The sequence below is a fragment of the Vibrio sp. N418 genome, from assembly GCF_000222565.1.
GTDB classification, from domain to species: Bacteria; Pseudomonadota; Gammaproteobacteria; order Enterobacterales; family Vibrionaceae; genus Vibrio; species Vibrio scophthalmi.
On the sequence record NZ_AFWD01000040.1, the window covers coordinates 107,250 to 128,380 of the forward strand.

Below are 21,131 nucleotides of genomic sequence, written 5' to 3' on the forward strand. Positions count from 1 at the left end.
GCTTTAGGCGGTTGATTGAGCTGTGCATCTAAAGCAAACCCATGTTGATCGTCCTAAGCACACAGGGCTGCCACGCCTTGTGCTATTAAAAGTATAGGCAATCATCCTTTTCTTTTGTGCCACGGGTTTCTTACACTTTGATGTCAAGCGAAAGTACAGCAAAAAATCACGACGAAATGTGGGGTAGGCACGTGACCAATGTCACAGCTTCGAGTAATATTAGCGACCTTTTTCTACGCTATTGCTGAATGGTATTTTCTATCATCAGCCGCCTTTGAATTGGCGTAAGAAGAGCTAAAATATACTCAAGTCACTTCGAACTCATCCTTTGAGGAGCGGTTATAGGCTCAGCTTCAGCGCGATATTTTTCGTACGCTGAAATCGGTGATAAGACTCTCAACTCTACATCTTGAAGTCACTTGAATATAAATAATAAATTTATGAAATGAGGTAGTCGATACATGACATTTGCTTTGGGCCAACGTTGGATCAGCGATACGGAAAGTGATCTTGGTTTAGGAACCGTAGTGGCATTGGATGCTCGTACAGTGACAGTAATGTTTGCTGCTTCAGAAGAAAACCGTGTCTACGCCCGTAGCGAAGCGCCTGTCACTCGCGTGACATTTAACGTTGGTGATGTGATTGAAAGCCAAGAAGGTTGGTCACTACAAGTTGAGCAAGTTATCGAGAATCAAGGTATTTATACCTATATCGGCACTCGTGAAGATAGCGGCGAGCAAGAAATCACACTACGTGAAATCATGCTTAGCAATCAAATTCGTTTTAACAAACCGCAAGATAAACTGTTTGCCGGTCAGATCGATCGTATGGACAACTTTGTTTTGCGTTACCGCGCGCTAAAAAATCAATACGAGCAACATAAAAGCCCAATGCGTGGCTTATGTGGTATGCGTGCAGGTCTAATTCCCCATCAGCTATACATTGCTCATGAAGTTGGTCGTCGTCATGCGCCACGCGTTTTGCTGGCTGATGAAGTTGGCCTAGGTAAAACCATCGAAGCGGGCATGATCATTCACCAGCAAGTGCTGGCAGGTCGTGCTGAGCGTATTCTGATTGTGGTACCAGAAACGCTACAACATCAGTGGTTAGTGGAAATGATGCGCCGTTTTAATCTGCATTTTTCTATTTTTGATGAAGAGCGCTGTATTGAAGCTTTTGCTGATGCAGAAAACCCATTTGATACCCAGCAATATGTTTTGTGTTCACTTGATTTCCTACGTAAGAGCCGTAAGCGCTTTGAACAAGCGGTTGAAGGTGAGTGGGATCTGTTAGTAGTCGATGAAGCGCATCACCTAGAGTGGAGCCAAGACAAACCAAGCCGTGAATACCAAGTAGTTGAAGGGCTGGCAGAGCGTACGCCGGGCGTCCTATTACTAACCGCCACGCCTGAGCAGTTAGGTCGTGAGAGCCACTTTGCTCGTCTACGTTTATTAGATTCTGACCGCTTCTACGATTACCAAGCGTTTGTTGAAGAAGAAGAGCAATACGCACCAGTGGCAGATTCTGTTAGCGCGTTATTCTCAGGCCAAGCATTGCCTGATGACGCTAAAAATCAAATTACTGAACTGTTATCAGAGCAAGATGTAGAGCCGTTGTTCCGCATTATTGAAAGCAACAGTGATGAAGCAGAGAAAGCAAGCGCGCGCCAAGAGTTGATTGACAACTTGATGGATCGCCATGGTACGGGGCGCGTTTTATTCCGTAACACTCGTGCGGCAATCAAAGGTTTCCCTAAGCGTAATGTTAACCTTCTGCCAATGGCGATCCCGCAGCAATACACCACCTCAATGCGTGTAGCAGGTTTGATTGGCGGCAAGATGAGCCCAGAAGCTCGTGCGTTGAAAAACTTGTACCCAGAAGAGATTTTCCAAGAGTTTGAAGGGGAAGATTCAAGCTGGTGGCAATTCGATTCTCGTGTGAATTGGCTGCTGGAAAAAATTAAAGATAAGCGAGCAGAGAAGATTCTGGTTATTGCTTCTCGTGCCAGCACTGCTCTGCAATTAGAGCAAGCCTTGCGCGAGCGTGAAGGCATTCGTGCTACCGTATTCCACGAAGGCATGTCGATTCTTGAGCGTGATAAAGCCGCGGCTTACTTTGCACAGGAAGAGGGCGGTGCACAGGTATTGATCTGTAGTGAAATTGGCTCTGAAGGTCGTAACTTCCAATTTGCCAACCAGTTGGTGATGTTCGATCTACCGTTCAACCCTGATTTGTTGGAACAGCGTATTGGTCGCTTGGACCGTATTGGTCAAAATCGTGATATCGATATTCATGTGCCATACCTTGAAGGTACATCGCAAGCGATCCTTGCTCGCTGGTTTGATGAAGGCCTAAATGCTTTTGCTGAAACCTGCCCAACAGGACGTGCCGTGTATGACCGTTTCTCAGATGATTTGATTAACATTCTGGCTTCAGGCACTAGCGAAGGGCTTGAAGAAGTGATCGATGCATCAGCTAAGATGAACAAAGAGCTGAAAGCGCAACTTGAACAAGGTCGTGACCGTCTACTTGAAATGCATTCTAATGGCGGTGAGCGCGCGCAAGAAATCGTTGAGAAAATCTCGGCAACCGATGGTGATACCAATCTCGTTACGTTCGCTTTAAGCCTGTTTGATACCATCGGGCTGAACCAAGATGACAAAGGTGAGAATGCACTGGTTGTGACACCATCGGAGCACATGATGGTACCAAGCTACCCAGGCTTGCCTTACGAAGGTGCGACGATTACTTTTGATCGCGATACGGCACTTTCTCGTGAAGATATGCACTTTATCAGTTGGGAGCACCCAATGATCCAAGGTGGTATTGACCTATTGATGAGCGAAGGCGTGGGCACTGCGGCGGTTTCATTACTGAAGAATAAAGCACTACCCGTTGGTACTATGTTGCTTGAGTTGGTTTACAGCGTTGATGCACAGGCACCGAAACGTAGCGGTATCAGTCGCTTCTTACCTAAAACACCGATTCGCGTGATGCTGGATGGTAAAGGTAACGATCTGTCTGAGCAGGTAGAGTTTGAAAGCTTTAACCGTCAATTGAGCCCAATTGGTCGTCATATCGCGGCGAAATTGGTGACATCAGTGCAAGGTCAAGTACATCAACTGATCAGCGCCGGAGACGCGTTAGTGGTGAGCAAAGTTGATGCTATTCGTCAGCAAGCAGAAAAAGAGATGCAGGTGAGCTTGAATGCGGAACTTGAACGTCTGCAAGCATTGAAAGCGGTTAACCCGAACATTCGTGATGAAGAGATTGATGCGATTGATGCGCAAATCAAAGAACTGACTGGCTACATTAGCAAGGCTCAGTATCAACTAGATTCGCTGCGTATGATTGTGGTGTCTCACCAGTAATCGAGATTTAAATAAATTCAAAGGCCTTCATTGCAAAGGCCTTTTTTGTTTCTGAATTTAATGCGTTTATTCAATATCTTAAATTAGCCATTTCCACCAAACAAACAGTGCTAGGAAACCAAATAAGTAAATCAGGCCGCTAATTGAGAGCCATTTTTGACTTTTACTCAGCGCAAGCTCTGCGGGTAATTGAGTACCTGTCACCAAAATATAATTTAATAGAGCGAAAAATGGCGTAGTAATGAATGCCATCACCATAGCAAAGTCGAGCATTGGCAATAGTGCTCCAGCCCAGAATAGAATGATGGCGATCGCCAAAGCCGAAATGACTAACATCCAATTTTGCGTCGTTCTTGGGTTCATTTCAGGTTGTTTACGCAATAGACGTTGCGATTCTGAAATCACCCGAGCGTAGCCATCAATGACGGTAATGGTACTGCCAAAAATACAGAAAAATGCGATGACGGCAATTAGATAGCGTGACCATTCCCCAATTGTTGACGCGTACAAATTGATTAATTGGTGAGAAAAGCCCGCCCCAGATTTGGATAGGCTAATTCCGCTACCATGCAATACCAACGCACCCAGAGCGAGGAATACAATGGCGAGCAATGCGGTGCCGATATAGCCAACATTGAAATCAAATAAGGCGGATTTTGCGGTGACATTATGATAACGGCGCTGACTCTTGAGCCACATAGACGTTAAGCTTGAGATCTCGATAGGCGCTGGCATCCAACCCATGGTGACCACAATGAAACCAATCGCCGCTAATGTCCAAGGTGATGGTGAGACAAAGTCGCTACTGGGTACCACAGGGTTGCTTGCCGCCATGATAACCGCGACCACCGTGGCGACTGTGAGTACCGCCATAATAGCTTTTGAAAGCCCATCGAGTGCTTTGTAGTGACCAGCAAATAAAATCGCTAAACAGGTAATGAGTACAATAAAACACAGTGCAATCGTAGATAGCTCAAACGGGATAAAGTAGCCAAGTAAGCTGGCGCTAAATAAAAGTAGTGCGGCTGTATTTATGATGGCTGAAAAAACACAAAGCAGGAAAAATAGCCAGAGATACGCCTTGCCCATTTTGGCATAGCCTTCCACTAAGCTTTCCCCTGTTCCCATTGTGTATTGAATACCTGCACGGAAAAATGGGTACTTAAATAAGTTGACCAATAAAATGAGCAAAGCGAGTTGGTAGCCGTAAATCGCCCCCGCTTGCGTTGAGGCGACGAGATGTGAACCGCCAACAGCCGCAGCGGCCATCATAATGCCAGGGCCCATTGAGCGAACCAGTTGTGTCAATGAGTTTTGGCGCGCAGGTGCGGTACTTGCCTCTGAGATGTTTTCCATTATTTATCCTTGTGTTTACATCCTTGTTAATCGTTCAAATAAACCGCAATCAAGACGATCTCGTCAATTTTGTTTTACAATCAAATCGATAAGAAATTTATCGTAAAGAGCAAAGTCTGTTTTCAATCCTTGTTACTAATTAATCCTGTTGAGTAATTCACTTATATTGGTGTTATAGCCTGAAATTTGACAAACAAAAGTGGTCAAACAAGTGGTTAATTTTGTCTTCTTTTTTGATAGAGATGAAAATAGACAGAATTGAGTTCTACTCTGTCATTATTGATGGTTGTGGTTATAATCAGCGCGAAATTTTAGCTTAGAGAAAAATTATGGCGATGCTGGAGTACAACCCACCACGAGATCCGTGGGTTGAAATTGTGTTTGAAGATGAACATATCTTAGCGGTGAACAAGCCGTCGGGATTGTTATCCGTGCCTGGCCGTTTGCCTGAGCACCACGACAGCACATGGAGCCGAGTACAAGAAACGCATCCAGAAGCACAAATCGTCCATCGTTTAGATATGGATACGTCAGGGCTAATGGTGCTAGCGAAGAACAAACGTGCTGAAAGCGCACTGAAAAAACAATTTCAATATCGCTTAACTCATAAGGTTTACTATGCGCGCGTATGGGGGCATGTAGAGCAAGAAGAGGGCGAAATTGATCTGCCGTTGATTTGTGATTGGCCAAATCGCCCAAGACAGATGGTGTGTCATGAAACGGGTAAACCGTCAAAAACCTTGTTCCAAGTGGCTAAACGTGAAGAGAAAACGACCATTGTTCGTTTATTGCCGATAACGGGACGCTCGCATCAACTGCGTGTGCACATGCAAGCGTTAGGTCATCCGATTGTTGGTGATGAATTTTATTCCGAAGGTGAGGCGTTTACTTGCTCTGATCGCTTGGCACTGCATGCGGCTGAATTAAGTTTTTATCATCCTAAGAGTGATTGGCTGCGCACTGTTTTTGTTCCTTGTGACTTTTATCCTGAAGCGGAAGAGATGATCTTTACCTATTTCGATCCTGTGCGAAAATTGCCAGATTATAAAAAACTGCCTAAGCCATAGCGTTGTAACTCGACGTTAAACCTCCCTTTACGGTTAGGTAGTGTAAGGAGAATCTATGTCGCTACCTACCGTTGTCTTTCTTGATCGTTCGACCATTCCCGCTCACATTGAGCTTGCCAAATTGCCGTTTGACCATCAATGGATCGAATACGATACCACTGAGCCGCAGCAAGTCGTTGAACGTCTCAGCCAAGCACAGATTGTGATTAGTAACAAAGTGGTATTGGACGAGGCGATTTTGTCTCAGCTTCCCAAGTTGGAACTGATAGCGGTGTGTGCCACTGGCTACAACAATGTTGATACACGTTATTGCCAGCAGCAGGGAATTGCTGTCGCCAATGTACGTGGTTATGCCACTCAATCGGTCCCTGAACATGTGATCGCGCTGATGTTTGCTCTTAGGCGCAATTTACGTGGTTATCACAATGACATTGTTGCGGGTGAATGGCAGCGTGAAAAGCAGTTCTGTTTCTTTACTCATCCGATTGGCGATATTGCTGGGACAACGTTGGGTATCATTGGCAGCGGCGAGCTCGGTCAGGCTACAGCCACACTGGCTAGAGCTTTAGGTATGCAGGTTGTGTTTGCTGAGCGTAAAGGCGCAACAGAGTGTCGAGAGGGTTATGTGCCATTTGAACAGCTATTAATGATGGCTGACGTGATCAGTTTGCATTGCCCATTGAATAATGAAACACGTAATTTGATTGGCGCTGCTGAGTTGTACCAAATGAAGCCTAGCACCATTTTAATTAATACTGGCCGTGGCGGATTAGTGGATGAGCAGGCTCTGGTGGAGGCATTGAAAACTCAGCGCATAGGCGCGGCAGGGGTTGATGTATTTAGCCAAGAACCGGCCGATGAAACGAACCCTTTGATCGCTAATGCCGGGTTAGCTAACTTGCTGTTAACTCCACATGTGGCATGGGGCAGTGATTCTGCAATCCAACGGTTGGTAGAAATTTTGCTGGATAATATTCGTGCTTATGTCGACGGAGAGTCGCAAAATCGCGTGGTTTGATTTTTACCGATTGAATGTATTGAATGATAGAAACAAAAAGACCGGTCAGAGACCGGTCTTTTTTAACTTACAACGCAGTAGAGAAACGAATTATAGCGCAGCGATAGTCGCTTTTTGCTCTTCCAGTTTCACTAGCATTTCTTTGTAACCGTCTAGCTTCTCACGCTCTTTAGCGATAACCGCTTCAGGTGCTTTAGCAACGAAACCTTCGTTACCTAACTTGCCTTCGATGCGCTTGATTTCGCCGTGAGTCTTAGCGACTTCTTTATCAAGACGAGCAAGCTCTGCATCTTTATCGATTAGACCGGCCATTGGGATCATTAGCTCTGATTTGCCAACCAACTTGGTTGCACAAGCAGGAGTTTCTTCGCCCGTTGCCAGTACTTTAATCTCATCAAGTTTTGCTAGAGAGGTTAGTACGATCTTGTTCGCTTCTAGGCGCGCGGCATCTTTTTCATCTGCCACTTTGATCATCACTTCTAGGCCTTGGCTTGGGGCGATGTCGTATTCTGCACGTAGGTTACGGATAGCGGTGATGAAAGTTTTCACCCACTCGATATCAGCAACGATTTCAGCGTCGAAGTTGTCTGCATTAAACTGAGGCAGTACTTGAGTCATAATTGTCTCACCTTCAACACCGTCAATCAGAGGCTTAACGCTTTGCCAGATTGATTCAGTGATGTAAGGAATCACTGGGTGAGCAAGACGAAGTGTCTTCTCTAGAACCGTGATTAGCGTGTAACGCGTTGCTTGTTGCTGCGCTTCAGTGCCTTTCCATAGAACCGGTTTAGTCAGCTCTAGGTACCAGTCACAGAATTGGTTCCAGATGAATTCGTACAGCGTGTTTGCTGCCATGTCTAGACGGTAGTTGTCTAGGTGAGCGTTAAACTCTTTCGCTGCGATTTCAAACTGAGATTCAATCCATTTGTCTGCCAGTGAGAATTCCATGTTAGCGCGATCAGCAGGTGCTAGAGACATGCCACAATCGTGCTCTTCAGTATTCATCAGTACGTAACGGCTAGCGTTCCATAGTTTGTTACAGAAGTTACGGTAACCTTCTAGACGCTTCATATCCCAGTTGATATCACGACCGGTTGATGCCATTGCTGCAAGCGTGAAACGCAGTGCATCTGTACCGTATGGTTCGATGCCGTTTTCAAATGTCTTACGCGTTGCTTTTTCGATCTTCTTCGCTAGCTGAGGCTGCATCATGTTGCCACAACGTTTTTCTACTAGCTCTTCAAGGCCGATACCATCGATCATATCGATAGGGTCAAGCACGTTACCTTTCGATTTCGACATCTTGTCGCCGTTTTCGTCACGGATTAGACCGGTTACGTAAACGGTTTTGAATGGTACTTGTGCTTTACCATTTTCATCTTTGTTGAAGTGCATGGTCATCATGATCATACGTGCAACCCAGAAGAAGATGATGTCAAAACCAGTAACCAGCACATCTGAAGGGTGGAAAGTTTTCAGATCTTCAGTTTGCTCTGGCCAGCCTTGTGTGCCGAACGTCCATAGAGCAGAAGAGAACCATGTATCCAGTACATCGTCGTCTTGGCGTAGAACGATAACAGGCGCAAGATTGTTGTTCGCACGTACTTCTTCTTCAGTGCGGCCTACATAAACTTTACCTTCGTTATCGTACCATGCTGGAATTCGGTGACCCCACCAAAGTTGACGCGAGATACACCAGTCTTGAATGTCACGCATCCAAGAGAAGTACATGTTTTCGTACTGCTTAGGAACGAACTGGATATCGCCATTTTCAACTGCTTTCACAGCCGGCTCTGCCAGCGGTGCTGCGCGAACGTACCATTGGTCAGTCAGCATTGGTTCAATAACCACGCCGCCACGGTCACCGTAAGGAACGGTTAGATCGTGATCTTTGATTTCTTCTAGTAGACCAAGCTCTTCAAATTCTGCAACGATCGCTTTACGTGCTGCAAAGCGCTCCATACCTTGGTATTTCGCTGGTAGTTCATTTGAGTACGCATCGCTTGCTTCACCGTTAGTGGTGAACACTTCTGCTGCATCACGAATATCAGCATTGAAGGTTAGGATGTTGATCATTGGCAAGCTATGACGTTTACCTACTTCGTAGTCGTTAAAGTCGTGTGCAGGGGTAATCTTCACACAACCTGTGCCTTTTTCCATATCCGCGTGTTCATCGCCAACGATAGGGATTAGGCGGTTAACGATAGGCAGTAGAATCTCTTTACCGATCAGATCTTGGTAACGAGGATCTTCTGGGTTTACCGCAACACCAGTATCACCCAGCATGGTTTCAGGGCGTGTCGTTGCAACAACGATGTAGTCTTTACCATCAGCGGTTTTAACGCCGTTTGCGAGTGGGTAACGGAAGTGCCACATGAAGCCTTTTTTGTCTTTGTTTTCTACTTCAAGATCAGAAATTGCTGTGTGCAATTTTGGATCCCAGTTCACTAGACGTTTGCCACGATAAATTAGATCGTCTTCATAAAGACGAACGAACACTTCTTGCACGGCATTTGATAGGCCGTCATCCATGGTGAAACGTTCACGATCCCAGTCTACCGATGCGCCAAGGCGACGAAGCTGCTTAGTGATGGTGCCACCAGATTCGTTTTTCCATTCCCAGATTTTGTCGATGAAAGCATCACGACCGTAATCGTGTTTAGTTTTGCCTTCTTCTGCTGCGATCTTACGCTCAACAACCATCTGAGTTGCGATACCAGCGTGGTCAGTACCCACTTGCCAAAGGGTGTTTTTACCCTTCATACGCTCAGCACGGATTAAGGTATCCATGATGGTGTCTTGGAACGCGTGGCCCATGTGTAGGCTACCAGTGACGTTCGGTGGCGGGATCATGATGCTGTAAGCTTCTTTTGAAGTGTCACCGTGTGGCTTAAAGTAGCCTTTCTCTTCCCAAGCTTGGTATAAAGCTTGTTCGATTGAAGTTGGGTTGTATGTCTTTTCCATAGCGCTCTTTCACCTCGTCATATTTGGGCTGATAACGGCTTAACTGTACGCGCAAATATCAATCACATACTGATGTATGTTTATCAACTTACGCATGAGTTGTCTTGCTCTAAGCCCAACTATTTAGAGGACTGGTTCTGGTTAATCATGGTCAATTCTTATAAGTGAACTCTCTGGTAGGAGAGCTTAACTATAAGGATTGACCGCTAGTTGTGTTCGATCTCGATCGTTTGCAGTTGATAACCTGCTTGTCGGTAGATTTTATATCTTTCTCTTGCGAGCTGCTTAGCTTTTTCTTCGCAAGGCACGAAGTCTACCACCTCAGCAAACTTGTTCGCAAAGGTTGTCTCATTTTCCGCCAAATTTATTACCAGTTGGCGGTTCCAGCTTGGCTTCAGTGCCTGATGGCCAATTTCAATATTGGTCCCATACTTTGGCCCTTCGCCGACTAAATTGTGGCCGATATAGTGCTCAGGTTCGACTTGCCAGAATAATTCTGCCAGCTTTTCTGCTTGCTGTTTATCTTGGCTGTTGAGGTATACCTTAGCGCCTTGCTTGGCAAAATGCTGAGCAAGAAACACCACATAGCCGAGAAAGCCAGATTCATTTGCTTGCGGGCTATCTGCTTTGATGATGTAAAAAGTTGCATTGGCCATAGTGATGAATTCCGTCTATTGCTGTCCAACTAAGTTTAGGTGGTAGGCAATCTGCTCGGTGCTAGCTAGGTTACCGTTTTAACTCGTAAGAGCACATTTGAGTAATGTTTCTACTCGATATCGAACAATAAAAAAGGGCCTTGCGGCCCTTTTCACTATTTTGAGGTTTGTTCCTCAGCGTCTTGGCCACTACGGTTGAGTAGGAATTGGACAAGCATTGAGACCGGACGACCGGTAGAACCTTTTGCTGCACCCGATTTCCACGCAGTACCTGCGATATCAATGTGGGCCCAGTTGTACTTCTTAGTAAATTTAGACAAGAAGCAACCTGCAGTGATCGTACCGCCAGGACGGCCGCCGATATTTGCCATATCAGCAAATGGGCTCTTCAACTGTTCATGGTACTCGTCTGCCATTGGTAGACGCCATGCACGGTCACTGGCTTGTTCTGAAGCGTTCACTAATTCATGAGACAGTGGATTGTGGTTTGATAGTACACCACTAATGTGGTGACCTAGTGCAATCACACATGCGCCAGTCAGAGTCGCGACGTCGACCACGCAATCTGGTTCAAAACGCTCAACATACGTCAGTGCATCACACAGTACCAAACGACCTTCTGCATCGGTATTTAATACTTCAACCGTTTGGCCTGACATGGTGGTAAGAATGTCGCCAGGACGGTAAGCATTGCTGCCAGGCATGTTTTCACAGCCTGCTAAAATGCCGACTACATTGATAGGCAGATTCAGTTTTGCTAGCGCTTTCATGGTACCGAATACCGATGCCGCACCACACATATCGTATTTCATCTCATCCATGCCATCGCCTGGTTTTAGAGAAATACCGCCTGAATCGAAGGTTAAACCTTTACCTACAAGCACAATCGGTTTAGCTTCTGTGTTCGGATTGCCTTTGTACTCGATGATCGACATCATTGATTCGTTTTTCGAGCCGCGGCCAACCGCAAGGTATGACGTCATACCCAGTTTTTCCATCTCTTGCTCACCAATGATTTTGGTGGTGATTGACTCATAGTCATCAGCAAGGCGACGTGCTTGAGAAGCAAGGTACGCTGGGTTAGCGATGTTTGGTGGCATGTTGCCAAGATCTTTCGACGCTTTTACACCAGAAGCAATAGCAAGGCCATGGGAAATCGCACGTTCACCAAGGTTTAGTTCACGACGTGTTGGTACGTTGAAAACTAATTTACGTAGCGGACGGCGCGTTTCTGGTTTAATTGTTTTAAACTGATCGAAGGTGTAAAGGCCGTCTTTAGTCGCTTCGACTGCTTGACGAACTTTCCAATAAGTATCGCGACCTTTAACATGCAACTCAGTTAAGAAGCACACTGCTTCCATTGAGCCAGTTTCATTTAGCGTGTTGATGGTCTTTTGGATAATTTCTTTGTATTGACGCTCGCCTAGCTCGCGTTCTTTACCGCAGCCTACGAGTAGTACGCGCTCTGAAAGTACACCAGGTACTTGATGCAAAAGCAGCATCTGACCAGGTTTTCCTTCAAGGTCACCACGACGAAGTAGTGAACTAATATAGCCGTCGCTAATTTTATCTAGCTGTTCGGCCACTGGAGAGAGGCGACGTGGTTCAAAGACGCCAACGACAATACAAGCGCTGCGCTGTTTCTCAGGGCTACCACTTTTAACACTGAACTCCATGAGTACTCCTACATCCTGAAGACAAATAGAACTAAATGTTAGATAATGCCCGCTTACTTGTTGATTCCTTAATCGGAACTACCTTTAAATAAGTGAGCTAACAGTTAGCTGAAAATTTCAAAAAATAACGGGTTCAACGAGAAATTATAGTGATTCAATTAAAAAAACAAGTTTTGTATAGGTAATTTCAGCGTGATTATTGTTAGATATTTGATCCGCGAGACACTCAAAAGCCAATTTGCGATCTTTTTTATCCTTTTCTTGGTCTTTTTGAGCCAAAAATTGATTAGTGTACTAGCGGAAGCCTCAGACGGTGAAATACCGGCTGGTTTGGTGATGAGCTACGTTGGCCTTAGCATGCCTTCTATGGGCTTGTTAATGCTGCCACTCAGTCTTTTCTTGGGCATCTTGCTCACCTTTGGTCGTTTGTACGCGGAAAGTGAAATTACCGTAATGAATGCGACGGGGATCGGAAATAAATTCCTGATCCGTGCAGCATTGTATTTGGCGGTGATCACTGGTTTGGCAGCGGCGATTAATTCGTTTGTCTTATCGCCATATAGCCAAGAGAAACTCATTCAACTGCAAGAACAAGTTCAGGCAGAAAACAGTGTCGACTTGTTGAAGAAAGGTCATTTCCAAGGCACGCCGGATGGTTCATCGGTGGTGTTTATTGATGATATTCGAGACGATAAGCTCAGCAATGTTTTTATTGCTCAAATGCGCCCACGTGATTCTATTTTACCGAGTGTGTCGTTTTCTAAATCGGGCGAAGTAAAAGAGTTGAGTGATGGTCGCCAAGTCATTCGTATGTATGACGGTACTCGTTATGAAGGCGTGCCGACGCGTATTGATTACATGGTGACGAACTTTGAACAGTACCAAGGCGTCATTGGTCAAAGTGAAGTGAAGCGCAAAGGTCGTGATTGGGAAGCGATCCCAACGCTAGATTTAGTGGGAAATCCAAATCCGAAGGCGCAAGCTGAATTGCAATGGCGTATTTCGCTGGTGGTGTGTATTCCACTGCTGACAATGCTGGTGGTGCCGCTTTCAGCGGTAAATCCACGTCAAGGCCGATTTGCGAAAATGGGCCCAGCTATTTTGACTTATCTAGCGTACTTCTTGGCGATTAGTGCGACGAAGTCAGCGTTAGAAGATGGCTCGATTCCGGCGTTTGTTGGTATGTGGCCAATCAATTTCGCGCTACTGGTGACGGCAATTGGTGTTAATTTAATGGACAGTATTCCAGTGCGTCGCTTTAAAGACAAATTGAGACAAAAGAAGAAGGCAGCATAAGTCGTGTTTAAGATTTTAGACCTTTATATAGGTCGTACTATTATTGTTACCTCGACTATGGTGTTGGCGACCTTTGTTGGTCTGTCTGCCATCATCAAGTATGTTGAGCAGCTGCGTAAAGTTGGCCAAGGTAGTTATGACTTGATTCAAGCTTTGTTCTTTGTTGGCTTGAGTATTCCACGTGATATCGAAATGTTCTTCCCAATGGCGGCACTGCTCGGTGCGCTGATTGGTCTCGGTATGTTAGCGTCAAGCTCTGAACTGGTCGTGATGCAAGCGGCGGGCTTTTCTAAGCTGGACATTGGTCTATCGGTGTTAAAAACGGCGGTGCCGTTGATGATTATCGTTACTGTGTTGGGTCAATGGGGCGCTCCTCAGGCGCAGAAAATGGCGCGAGACTTACGCGCTTTCTCAACCAGTAACGGTGCGATTATGTCGGTTCGAACCGGGGTTTGGGCGCGAGATGCCAATGATTTTATCTTTATTGGTAAAATTGAAGATGAAAGACTCTATGGTCTACAGATGTGGCGTTTTGATGACAACAAACAGTTACAGAATGTCTTTTACGCCAAAGAGGCTGACTATGTCGGTGACAAAAATTGGCTGATGAAAGATGTGCAAGTGACCAACATGTCAGATCCAGTACGCTTATCGAAAGAGACGTTGCCAGAACTAAGTTGGACAACCTCACTGGAGCCAGAGCGCTTGGCTGTGGTGACGGTGAAGCCAGAAGAGCTTTCTTTGCTTGGTTTATATGATTATGTCGATTACTTAAAAGCATCAGAGCAAGATGCTTCACGTTATGAATTGGCATTTTGGCGCAAGGTGACACAACCGTTTTCGATTGCGGTAATGATGTTGATGGCGCTGTCGTTCATCTTTGGTCCACTACGCAGTGTGACGATGGGGGCGCGTATCTTATCGGGCGTAGTTGCAGGCTTTTCGTTCTACATTTCGAGTGAGTTTTTTGGACCACTTAGCTTGGTATACAACATTCCACCCGCCTTTGGTGCGATTATGCCAAGTATCGTCTTCTTAATCATTGCGATCATGCTGCTTAGACGTAAGCTCTAGCACATACCGAGTAGCGAGCAAAATAACAAAGCCCTCATCAAGAGGGCTTTTTCATATCCGTGACGCGGTCAATGCGCTTAATTAATCGAAATCACCATGTACTTTACGATTAATGTCGTCAGCGACAGAAGTGACGCCTTCTTCAAAGGTGGCACAGCCAGAGAGGGCGAATAGGGTACAAATGACCAATAGATACTTTTTCATTTTAGAATCCTTGAAATGAATACGCTGGCATTAAATGGTTTCGAGTAAATTTAAGCCATGTTATCGCCCAGCACAACCGTGCCTCTGAGCTAAATAAACAGTCAGCAAGCAATAAAAAAGCAGCGATAAACGACGCTGCCTTTAAAAAATCATGAGAATCGCGGCGCGCTATTTGAAGCGCATAGAAAGATCCATCGCTTTTAAGTGCTTAGTCAGTGCACCGACAGAGATGTAATCCACGCCCGTTTCTGCGTATTCGCGAATAGTCTCTAAGGTGACGTTACCCGAGTTTTCGAGTGCTGCACGACCTGCGTTAATCGCTACCGCTTCACGCATCATATCGGTGGTGAAGTTATCCAACATGATAATATCGGCACCAGCTTCAATCGCTTCTTTTAGTTCCGCTAGGCTTTCTGTTTCAACTTCAACCGGTTTACCTGGGTTTAGTTCTTTAGCGGTGCTAACTGCTTGAGAGATACCACCACAAGCAATGATGTGGTTTTCTTTGATCAGATACGCATCAAACACACCAATACGGTGATTGTAACCGCCGCCACATGCGACAGCGTATTTCAGAGCACTACGAAGACCAGGAATGGTTTTACGCGTATCAAGCAAACGGCAGTCTGTGCCAGCAATTTTCTCGGCATAGCGCGCAACGGTAGTCGCACAGCCAGACAGCGTTTGGATAAAGTTCATCGCATTGCGTTCGCCGGTTAATAGTGCGCGCGCAGGTCCTGATAGAGTACAAAGCACTTGGTTTGGCTCGACAGTATCACCATCTTGTACATGCCAGTGGATCGTTACTTCGCCACCAAGCTGCTTGAATACTTCATCAGCCCATGCTTGACCACAGAAAACACCATGCTCACGAGTGATGATAGTTGCTTCATTCTGCGCATCGGCAGGGATCAGACTTGCGGTGATGTCGTTAGCCGCATCGAGTGTGCCGCCGAGATCTTCTTTCAAAGTTTCGCTGACCGCACGAGTGATCTCTAATGGAAGTTGCTGCTTCAAATATTCAAGACGTTCTTGGCTATTGTGTGTGTTTTTCATCGCAAATCTAATACGCAGTTGAACAGAGAAGGGAATGATACGCTGACTGCGAGTGAAATTCAGCCATTAATCTCGCATTTCAGTTAAAATTGACCCCAGTTATGGAAAATGAGAAATAGCCAAATGATTGATCCGCAAGGTTGGTATCAAGCCGCACGTCATGTGCCATCCCCGTTTTTTGACCATCGCAGCGATAGTGAGGATATCTCATTGTTGGTGATCCATAACATTAGCCTACCGCCGGGCAAGTTTGGGGGGCCTTACATTGAACAGTTTTTTCTCGGTAATCTAGATGCTGATGAGCATCCCTTTTTTAAAGTGATACACAAAATGGGCGTGTCGGCGCACTGTTTGATTCGTCGGGACGGTGAGGTGGTGCAGTTTGTTTCGTTTCGCGATAGAGCGTGGCATGCCGGGGCATCAAGTTTTGCTGGGCGTGAGCGTTGTAACGACTATTCGATTGGCATAGAGATGGAAGGCAGTGACTACGTTGCGTACACCGATGAGCAATATCAAGCACTCAGCACGCTGAGCTTGCAGTTAATGCAACATTATCCACTCATCACGCTGCCACGTATTACTGGCCATCAATATATTGCCCCGCTGCGCAAAACCGATCCAGGGCTGGTGTTTGACTGGGTGAGATACCGAGAGGCGCTACGTTAAGAAGCGAGAAGATTGCATTCGAGAGGTGACCATGTTCACCTCTCAATTCTCAATTCTCAATTCTCAATTCTCACTCTCGATCCTCAACTCTCGCCTCTCTGTAGCTCTTAGAGCGAGGCTTGATATTCGGTCAGAACTTGCTCGACCCAAGTAGCGATGCGTTCATCGCTCAATTCGTATTGTGAATCTTCATCCAGCGCTAAACCGACAAACATGCTGCCATCTTCGGTTAACGCTTTCGAGGCTTCAAATTGGTACTGCTCGTCGTTTGGCCAGTAACCGACAATGGTTGCACCGGCTTGTTTGACTTGATCGTGCAGTAGGCCCATCGCATCCAAATACCATTCACCGTAACCTTCTTGGTCACCAAGGCCAAACAGAGCTACGGTTTTACCTTGCAGTGGTTGGCTGTTAATACTGTCCCAGATCTCGAGCCAATCTTCTTGAATCTCACCAAAATCCCAAGTAGAAATACCTAAGATTAATAAGTCGTAATCTGCCATTGTCGAAAGAGGGGACTCTTTGACGTTGTGAATATCCACTAAGTCATCGCCCATGATGGCGCGCATCTTCTCTGCTGCCATTTCGGTGTAGCAAGTGGTTGAGCCGTAAAATAGACCGATTTTCATCATCGTTTATCTTTCTAAATGGAGTGTTAGCGAATTCTAACCACAAAATGGTCTGCTTTGCAGCGAATATCGGTCATCAATTGAATTTTTATGGCTTTGTTTGCTGTATGCATTTACAGTAAAGATAAATGTGTCGTTAAAAATTAGAGAGTGGTTTTGTCAGAAATAATGTCACCGGATCAAGGGGTTGTTGAGCAGTTTCTTGATGCGATGTGGATGGAGCGAGGGTTGTCGGAAAACACCTTATCGTCCTACCGCACCGATTTATTCAAGCTACTGACGTGGATGAAACAACACAACTACCGTCTTGATTTTATTAGCTTGTCTGGCTTGCAGGAATACCAATCGTGGTTAGCCGATCAAGATTACAAGCAAACGTCGCGCGCGCGGATGCTGTCGGCGATTCGTCGTTTGTTTCAATATTTACACCGTGAGAAAATTCGCGCCGATGACCCGAGCGCCTTGTTGGTGAGCCCTAAGTTACCCAAGCGACTACCGAAAGACCTCAGTGAGGCCCAAGTGGATGCGTTACTTAATGCGCCCGATCCAAACGATGCGATTGAATTGCGTGATAAAGCAATGTTGGAATTGTTGTATGCCACCGGCTTGCGTGTCACCGAATTAGTCAGTTTGACGATGGAAAATATCAGCTTACGACAAGGTGTCGTGCGAGTAACTGGTAAGGGTGGCAAAGAGCGTTTAGTGCCAATGGGTGAAAATGCCATCGATTGGATTGAAACTTTTCTTCAACAAGGGCGGTCTGAGTTACTTGGGGAGAAAACCTCTGATGTCGTTTTTCCAAGTAAACGAGCACGACAAATGACCCGACAAACCTTTTGGCATCGTATTAAGTATTATGCGGTGTTGGCAGGGATTGATACTGAGTTACTTTCGCCACATGTGTTGCGTCATGCATTTGCAACCCACTTGCTAAACTATGGCGCAGATCTACGTGTGGTGCAGATGTTGCTTGGGCATAGTGACTTGTCGACCACACAAATCTATACTCACGTCGCAACAGAGCGATTAAAACAGCTTCATAGTGAACATCATCCAAGGGCTTAGCTCTTGCGTTAGAGATTTTATTTAAGGTGAATAGAATGAGCGTATTACGCCGAATGACATTACTTGCGTTGCCCTTTTTTGCAGCGGCTTCTTTTGCTAACGTAAGTAGCGAGACACAAATTAATAAAGCAGAGTTAGCTGAGCGCTTTGCAAAACTGGGTTTGCAGGTGACTGATGTTGTGCCTGCTGATATTAAAGGCTTGGTTGAAGTACAAACTAACGGTGGTGTTTTATTTGCCTCACCAGATGGCGAGTATTTTATTGCCGGTTCGCTATACCAGTTGGATGACAAAGGTGGCTACCAAGACGTCATTGCTCAGCGCCAAGCGCCGATCAACGCGGCTAAGATTGATGCAATGAAAGACTCAGTGATTGAGTTTAAAGCCGACAATGAAAAATATGTTGTTACGGTCTTTACCGATATTACTTGTGGCTACTGCGTGAAGTTGCACCGCGAATTACAAGATTACAATGATCTTGGTATTACCGTGCGCTACATGGCCTTCCCTCGCCAAGGGCCCGTTGGTGATGTCGCAGATCAAATGGCTTCAATTTGGTGTGCTGACGATCCACAGGCAGCAATGCATGATGGTAAAGTAAACCGTAAATTCCCAGCTAAAGGCGACAATTTCGCTCAATGCCAAGATACGATTCAAAAACACTATATGTTAGGTCGTGAATTAGGCATCAGCGGTACGCCTGCCATTTTCCTTCCGAACGGTGAAATGGTTGGCGGTTATGTTCCAGCAGAGAAATTGCTGCAACGTCTAGAACAAAAATAACCACAAGGAAGTAGGCTCAATTGAGCCTACTTTTATTTTATGATGATAGAAATTCAACGTCGTCCTGAAGTCGATATTTCCCAGTTACCTGACTCCATTGCACCGTTATTGCGTCGCCTGTACCTCAGCCGTGGCATCCACTCGATGCAGCAGTTAGACAATGGTGTACGCGGCTTACATTCGTATCAAAAACTGCATGGCATTCAGCTGGCGGTGGAATTGTTGTTTACCGCGATTAAAACCAATCAACGCATTATCGTCGTCGGGGATTTTGACGCCGATGGCGCGACCAGCTCTGCGCTTTCTGTCCTTGCATTACGTATGCTTGGTAGCAGCAACGTCGATTACCTCGTGCCAAATCGATTTGAAGATGGTTACGGCTTAAGCCCTGAAGTGGTTGATCAGGCAATCGCGATTGGCGCGCAGGTGATTATGACGGTCGATAACGGCGTGTCATCCATTGAAGGGGTTCGCTACGCCAAAGAGCAAGGTTTACAAGTTTTAGTAACCGATCACCACTTACCGGGCTCAGATCTGCCGATTGCCGATGCGATGGTCAATCCTAATCTGCAAGAGTGCGCTTTTCCGTCGAAATCATTAGCTGGTGTTGGTGTTGCTTTTTATTTGATGATGGCACTGTGTGTACACATGCGTAACCTTGGTTGGTTTAGCCAGCAGGGCATGGCAGAACCTAAGTTAATGGAACTGATTGATTTGGTGGCATTAGGTACGGTGGCTGACGTGGTTTCTTTGGATGAGAATAACCGTATTTTGGTCCATCAAGGTTTGCAACGTATTCGGGCTGGTCATGCTCGCCCAGGCATCCAAGCCTTGATTGAAGTGGCTAAAAAAGATGCCAGTCGTTTAGTTGCTTCTGATTTTGGTTTTGCCTTAGGCCCACGCATTAACGCTGCCGGTCGTTTGGATGACATGTCTTTCGGCGTTGAGTTGCTGCTAAGCAATAATATCCATGCCGCACGCCGCATGGCGAGTGAGTTAGATGGCCTCAACCAAACTCGTAAAGAGATTGAAGAGGGCATGAAGCAAGAGGCAATGGCTTTTTGTGAGCGTCTGCAGTTTGGAGAGAATGCCGAACTTCCGTTTGGTTTAGTATTATTCCAACGCGATTGGCATCAAGGTGTGATTGGTATTTTAGCTTCTCGTATCAAAGAGAAGTTTCATCGCCCAGTGATTGCCTTTGCTGATGGTGGGGACGGTATCATAAAAGGCTCTTGTCGCTCGATACCAGGCTTACACATGCGTGACACACTGGATCGCATTGATACGCAAAACCCCGGTTTGATCCTGAAATTCGGTGGTCATGCGATGGCGGCAGGGTTATCGATTGAAGAGAAAAACTTCGAACGCTTTGCTCGTTTATACGACCAAGCAGTGAAAGAAGAACTCGATGAAGCGGCGTTGAAAGGTATCGTACTATCTGACGGAGAATTAGCCCCAGAAGAGTTCTCTATGCACGTGGCACAAATGTTACGCGCAGGTGGCCCTTGGGGACAATCATTCCCAGAACCCGTTTTTGATGGCGAGTTTAAAGTTCTACATCAGAAATTAGTGGGCGAGAAGCATCTTAAATTGATGTTAGAGCCGCTGTTTAAAGGCCATCCCACTAATATTATGATTGATGGTATCGCGTTTAATGTAGATTTACGTCGCTGGCCAGATGCTTCAGTTAAAACGGTACGTCTGGCATACAAGCTTGATATCAATGAGTTTCGTGGTAATCAGTCATTGCAATTATTGATCGATCATCTCGAAGCAAAATAGTGTTCTGTCGTTGTACAATAGGTGGCGCCTCTATCTAAGGCGCCACTAAACCGCTTATTTTCAATGCCCCTTAGCTCTTCTCTACTCTTTCATTGTTCATGATCTTATTTAGGCCTTTTTTCCGCTCATCAATATTGAAGCCGCGGTGACAAATAGGTTTAGCATCTTCGATGCTGGTTTCGGATAAAAACACATTCTATTCACGTCGAAGACGGCGAAAAAATACTAATTAAGAATGATTTCTCACATTCATTCATACTTCTTTAAAACTGACCAATTATGGTGTGATCGCTAGCACGATTTTCGCCCAGTTGTTCATCTTTTGTAATTGGCATGACCAATTACATCAGTGTTTCATGTGAATGATGTTAATGGATGGTTGCTGCAGGCGTGGTTTTATGATTTGGGTCAATTTTTGGCTGGAATTTGCGTTTTTAATATGTTAATTTCTTCCCACACTAAATTGGTA

16 protein-coding genes are annotated in these 21,131 nt (G+C 45.6%); 9 read left to right on the top strand and 7 right to left on the bottom strand.

The window, feature by feature from the left end; translation table 11 throughout:
- Window positions 1-461 precede the first annotated feature (461 nt).
- Window positions 462-3,371 carry an RNA polymerase-associated protein RapA gene (gene rapA / locus RH86_RS08100; RefSeq protein WP_009385858.1) on the top strand — a complete coding sequence of 970 codons (2,910 nt, stop codon included), beginning with the start codon at window positions 462-464 and terminating at the stop codon, window positions 3,369-3,371.
- 78 nt (window positions 3,372-3,449) lie between these two features.
- On the opposite strand, the gene RH86_RS08105 is transcribed toward rapA, so the two are convergent.
- Window positions 3,450-4,727, bottom strand: a complete 1,278-nt coding sequence (locus RH86_RS08105) for an Nramp family divalent metal transporter (protein ID WP_009385859.1) — start codon at window positions 4,725-4,727, stop codon at window positions 3,450-3,452.
- 329 nt (window positions 4,728-5,056) lie between these two features.
- Here RH86_RS08105 and rluA point away from each other — a divergent pair, with 329 nt between their 5' ends.
- Together rluA and RH86_RS08115 are read left to right on the top strand one after the other, a co-directional pair.
- Window positions 5,057-5,794, top strand: a complete 738-nt coding sequence (rluA, locus tag RH86_RS08110) for a bifunctional tRNA pseudouridine(32) synthase/23S rRNA pseudouridine(746) synthase RluA (RefSeq protein ID WP_009385860.1) — start codon at window positions 5,057-5,059, stop codon at window positions 5,792-5,794.
- 55 nt (window positions 5,795-5,849) lie between these two features.
- A complete protein-coding gene (locus tag RH86_RS08115) occupies window positions 5,850-6,812 on the top strand; it encodes a D-2-hydroxyacid dehydrogenase (protein ID WP_009385861.1) in 963 nt (320 codons plus the stop codon).
- 90 nt (window positions 6,813-6,902) lie between these two features.
- Here the strand turns inward: RH86_RS08115 and RH86_RS08120 are convergent, their stop codons facing one another.
- The 3 genes from RH86_RS08120 to pepA all read right to left on the bottom strand — a co-directional run bounded on the left by RH86_RS08120 (window position 6,903) and on the right by pepA (window position 12,108).
- Window positions 6,903-9,776, bottom strand: coding sequence for a valine--tRNA ligase (locus tag RH86_RS08120; protein ID WP_009385862.1), 2,874 nt, complete (start codon window positions 9,774-9,776; stop codon window positions 6,903-6,905).
- Between the two features lie 206 nt (window positions 9,777-9,982).
- The gene (locus RH86_RS08125; protein ID WP_009385863.1) at window positions 9,983-10,432 is read right to left on the bottom strand and encodes a DNA polymerase III subunit chi; all 450 of its coding nucleotides are present in this window, start codon (window positions 10,430-10,432) and stop codon (window positions 9,983-9,985) included.
- Between the two features lie 155 nt (window positions 10,433-10,587).
- Complete coding sequence (gene pepA, locus RH86_RS08130) at window positions 10,588-12,108, bottom strand: leucyl aminopeptidase (RefSeq protein ID WP_005593175.1); 1,521 nt, start codon at window positions 12,106-12,108, stop codon at window positions 10,588-10,590.
- A 192-nt stretch (window positions 12,109-12,300) separates the two neighbouring features.
- Between pepA and lptF the strand changes: the two genes are divergently transcribed.
- The gene (gene lptF, locus RH86_RS08135) at window positions 12,301-13,404 is read left to right on the top strand and encodes an LPS export ABC transporter permease LptF (protein WP_005593176.1); all 1,104 of its coding nucleotides are present in this window, start codon (window positions 12,301-12,303) and stop codon (window positions 13,402-13,404) included.
- Window positions 13,405-13,407: 3 nt separating this feature from the next.
- Window positions 13,408-14,478 (top strand): LPS export ABC transporter permease LptG, encoded by a 1,071-nt coding sequence (gene lptG / locus RH86_RS08140; protein ID WP_005593177.1) that lies wholly within the window; start codon window positions 13,408-13,410, stop codon window positions 14,476-14,478.
- A gap of 81 nt (window positions 14,479-14,559) precedes the next feature.
- Here the strand turns inward: lptG and RH86_RS20550 are convergent, their stop codons facing one another.
- Window positions 14,560-14,682 (bottom strand): membrane lipoprotein lipid attachment site-containing protein, encoded by a 123-nt coding sequence (locus RH86_RS20550; protein ID WP_009385864.1) that lies wholly within the window; start codon window positions 14,680-14,682, stop codon window positions 14,560-14,562.
- Between the two features lie 168 nt (window positions 14,683-14,850).
- A complete protein-coding gene (gene nadC / locus RH86_RS08145; protein ID WP_009385865.1) occupies window positions 14,851-15,738 on the bottom strand; it encodes a carboxylating nicotinate-nucleotide diphosphorylase in 888 nt (295 codons plus the stop codon).
- A 123-nt stretch (window positions 15,739-15,861) separates the two neighbouring features.
- Between nadC and ampD the strand changes: the two genes are divergently transcribed.
- Window positions 15,862-16,404: a 1,6-anhydro-N-acetylmuramyl-L-alanine amidase AmpD gene (ampD, locus tag RH86_RS08150; protein WP_009385866.1), complete on the top strand. Its 543-nt coding sequence runs from the start codon at window positions 15,862-15,864 to the stop codon at window positions 16,402-16,404.
- A 107-nt stretch (window positions 16,405-16,511) separates the two neighbouring features.
- Here ampD and fldB read toward each other — a convergent pair whose 3' ends face one another.
- Window positions 16,512-17,033, bottom strand: a complete 522-nt coding sequence (gene fldB / locus RH86_RS08155; RefSeq protein WP_009385867.1) for a flavodoxin FldB — start codon at window positions 17,031-17,033, stop codon at window positions 16,512-16,514.
- Window positions 17,034-17,201: 168 nt separating this feature from the next.
- On the opposite strand from fldB, the gene xerD reads away from it, so the two are divergent.
- The 3 genes from xerD to recJ are packed head-to-tail and all read left to right on the top strand — an operon-like array spanning window position 17,202 to window position 20,662.
- Window positions 17,202-18,098 carry a site-specific tyrosine recombinase XerD gene (gene xerD, locus RH86_RS08160; protein WP_009385868.1) on the top strand — a complete coding sequence of 299 codons (897 nt, stop codon included), beginning with the start codon at window positions 17,202-17,204 and terminating at the stop codon, window positions 18,096-18,098.
- Window positions 18,099-18,133: 35 nt separating this feature from the next.
- A complete protein-coding gene (dsbC, locus tag RH86_RS08165; RefSeq protein WP_009385869.1) occupies window positions 18,134-18,880 on the top strand; it encodes a bifunctional protein-disulfide isomerase/oxidoreductase DsbC in 747 nt (248 codons plus the stop codon).
- A gap of 42 nt (window positions 18,881-18,922) precedes the next feature.
- Entirely contained in the window at window positions 18,923-20,662 is a 1,740-nt protein-coding gene (gene recJ / locus RH86_RS08170; protein ID WP_038219441.1) for a single-stranded-DNA-specific exonuclease RecJ, read from the top strand.
- Window positions 20,663-21,131 lie beyond the last annotated feature (469 nt).

Excerpts from the sequence above, each read along its gene's own strand:
- RH86_RS08120 (WP_009385862.1), bottom strand. The coding sequence starts at position 9,776 with ATGGAAAAGACATACAACCCAACTTCAATCGAACAAGCTTTATACCAA.
- rluA (WP_009385860.1), top strand. The coding sequence starts at position 5,057 with ATGGCGATGCTGGAGTACAACCCACCACGAGATCCGTGGGTTGAAATT.
- ampD (WP_009385866.1), top strand. The coding sequence starts at position 15,862 with ATGATTGATCCGCAAGGTTGGTATCAAGCCGCACGTCATGTGCCATCC.
- nadC (WP_009385865.1), bottom strand. The coding sequence starts at position 15,738 with ATGAAAAACACACACAATAGCCAAGAACGTCTTGAATATTTGAAGCAG.
- dsbC (WP_009385869.1), top strand. The coding sequence starts at position 18,134 with ATGAGCGTATTACGCCGAATGACATTACTTGCGTTGCCCTTTTTTGCA.
- RH86_RS20550 (WP_009385864.1), bottom strand. The coding sequence starts at position 14,682 with ATGAAAAAGTATCTATTGGTCATTTGTACCCTATTCGCCCTCTCTGGC.
- RH86_RS08125 (WP_009385863.1), bottom strand. The coding sequence starts at position 10,432 with ATGGCCAATGCAACTTTTTACATCATCAAAGCAGATAGCCCGCAAGCA.
- RH86_RS08105 (WP_009385859.1), bottom strand. The coding sequence starts at position 4,727 with ATGGAAAACATCTCAGAGGCAAGTACCGCACCTGCGCGCCAAAACTCA.
- pepA (WP_005593175.1), bottom strand. The coding sequence starts at position 12,108 with ATGGAGTTCAGTGTTAAAAGTGGTAGCCCTGAGAAACAGCGCAGCGCT.
- rapA (WP_009385858.1), top strand. The coding sequence starts at position 462 with ATGACATTTGCTTTGGGCCAACGTTGGATCAGCGATACGGAAAGTGAT.
- recJ (WP_038219441.1), top strand. The coding sequence starts at position 18,923 with ATGATAGAAATTCAACGTCGTCCTGAAGTCGATATTTCCCAGTTACCT.
- xerD (WP_009385868.1), top strand. The coding sequence starts at position 17,202 with ATGTCACCGGATCAAGGGGTTGTTGAGCAGTTTCTTGATGCGATGTGG.
- fldB (WP_009385867.1), bottom strand. The coding sequence starts at position 17,033 with ATGAAAATCGGTCTATTTTACGGCTCAACCACTTGCTACACCGAAATG.
- RH86_RS08115 (WP_009385861.1), top strand. The coding sequence starts at position 5,850 with ATGTCGCTACCTACCGTTGTCTTTCTTGATCGTTCGACCATTCCCGCT.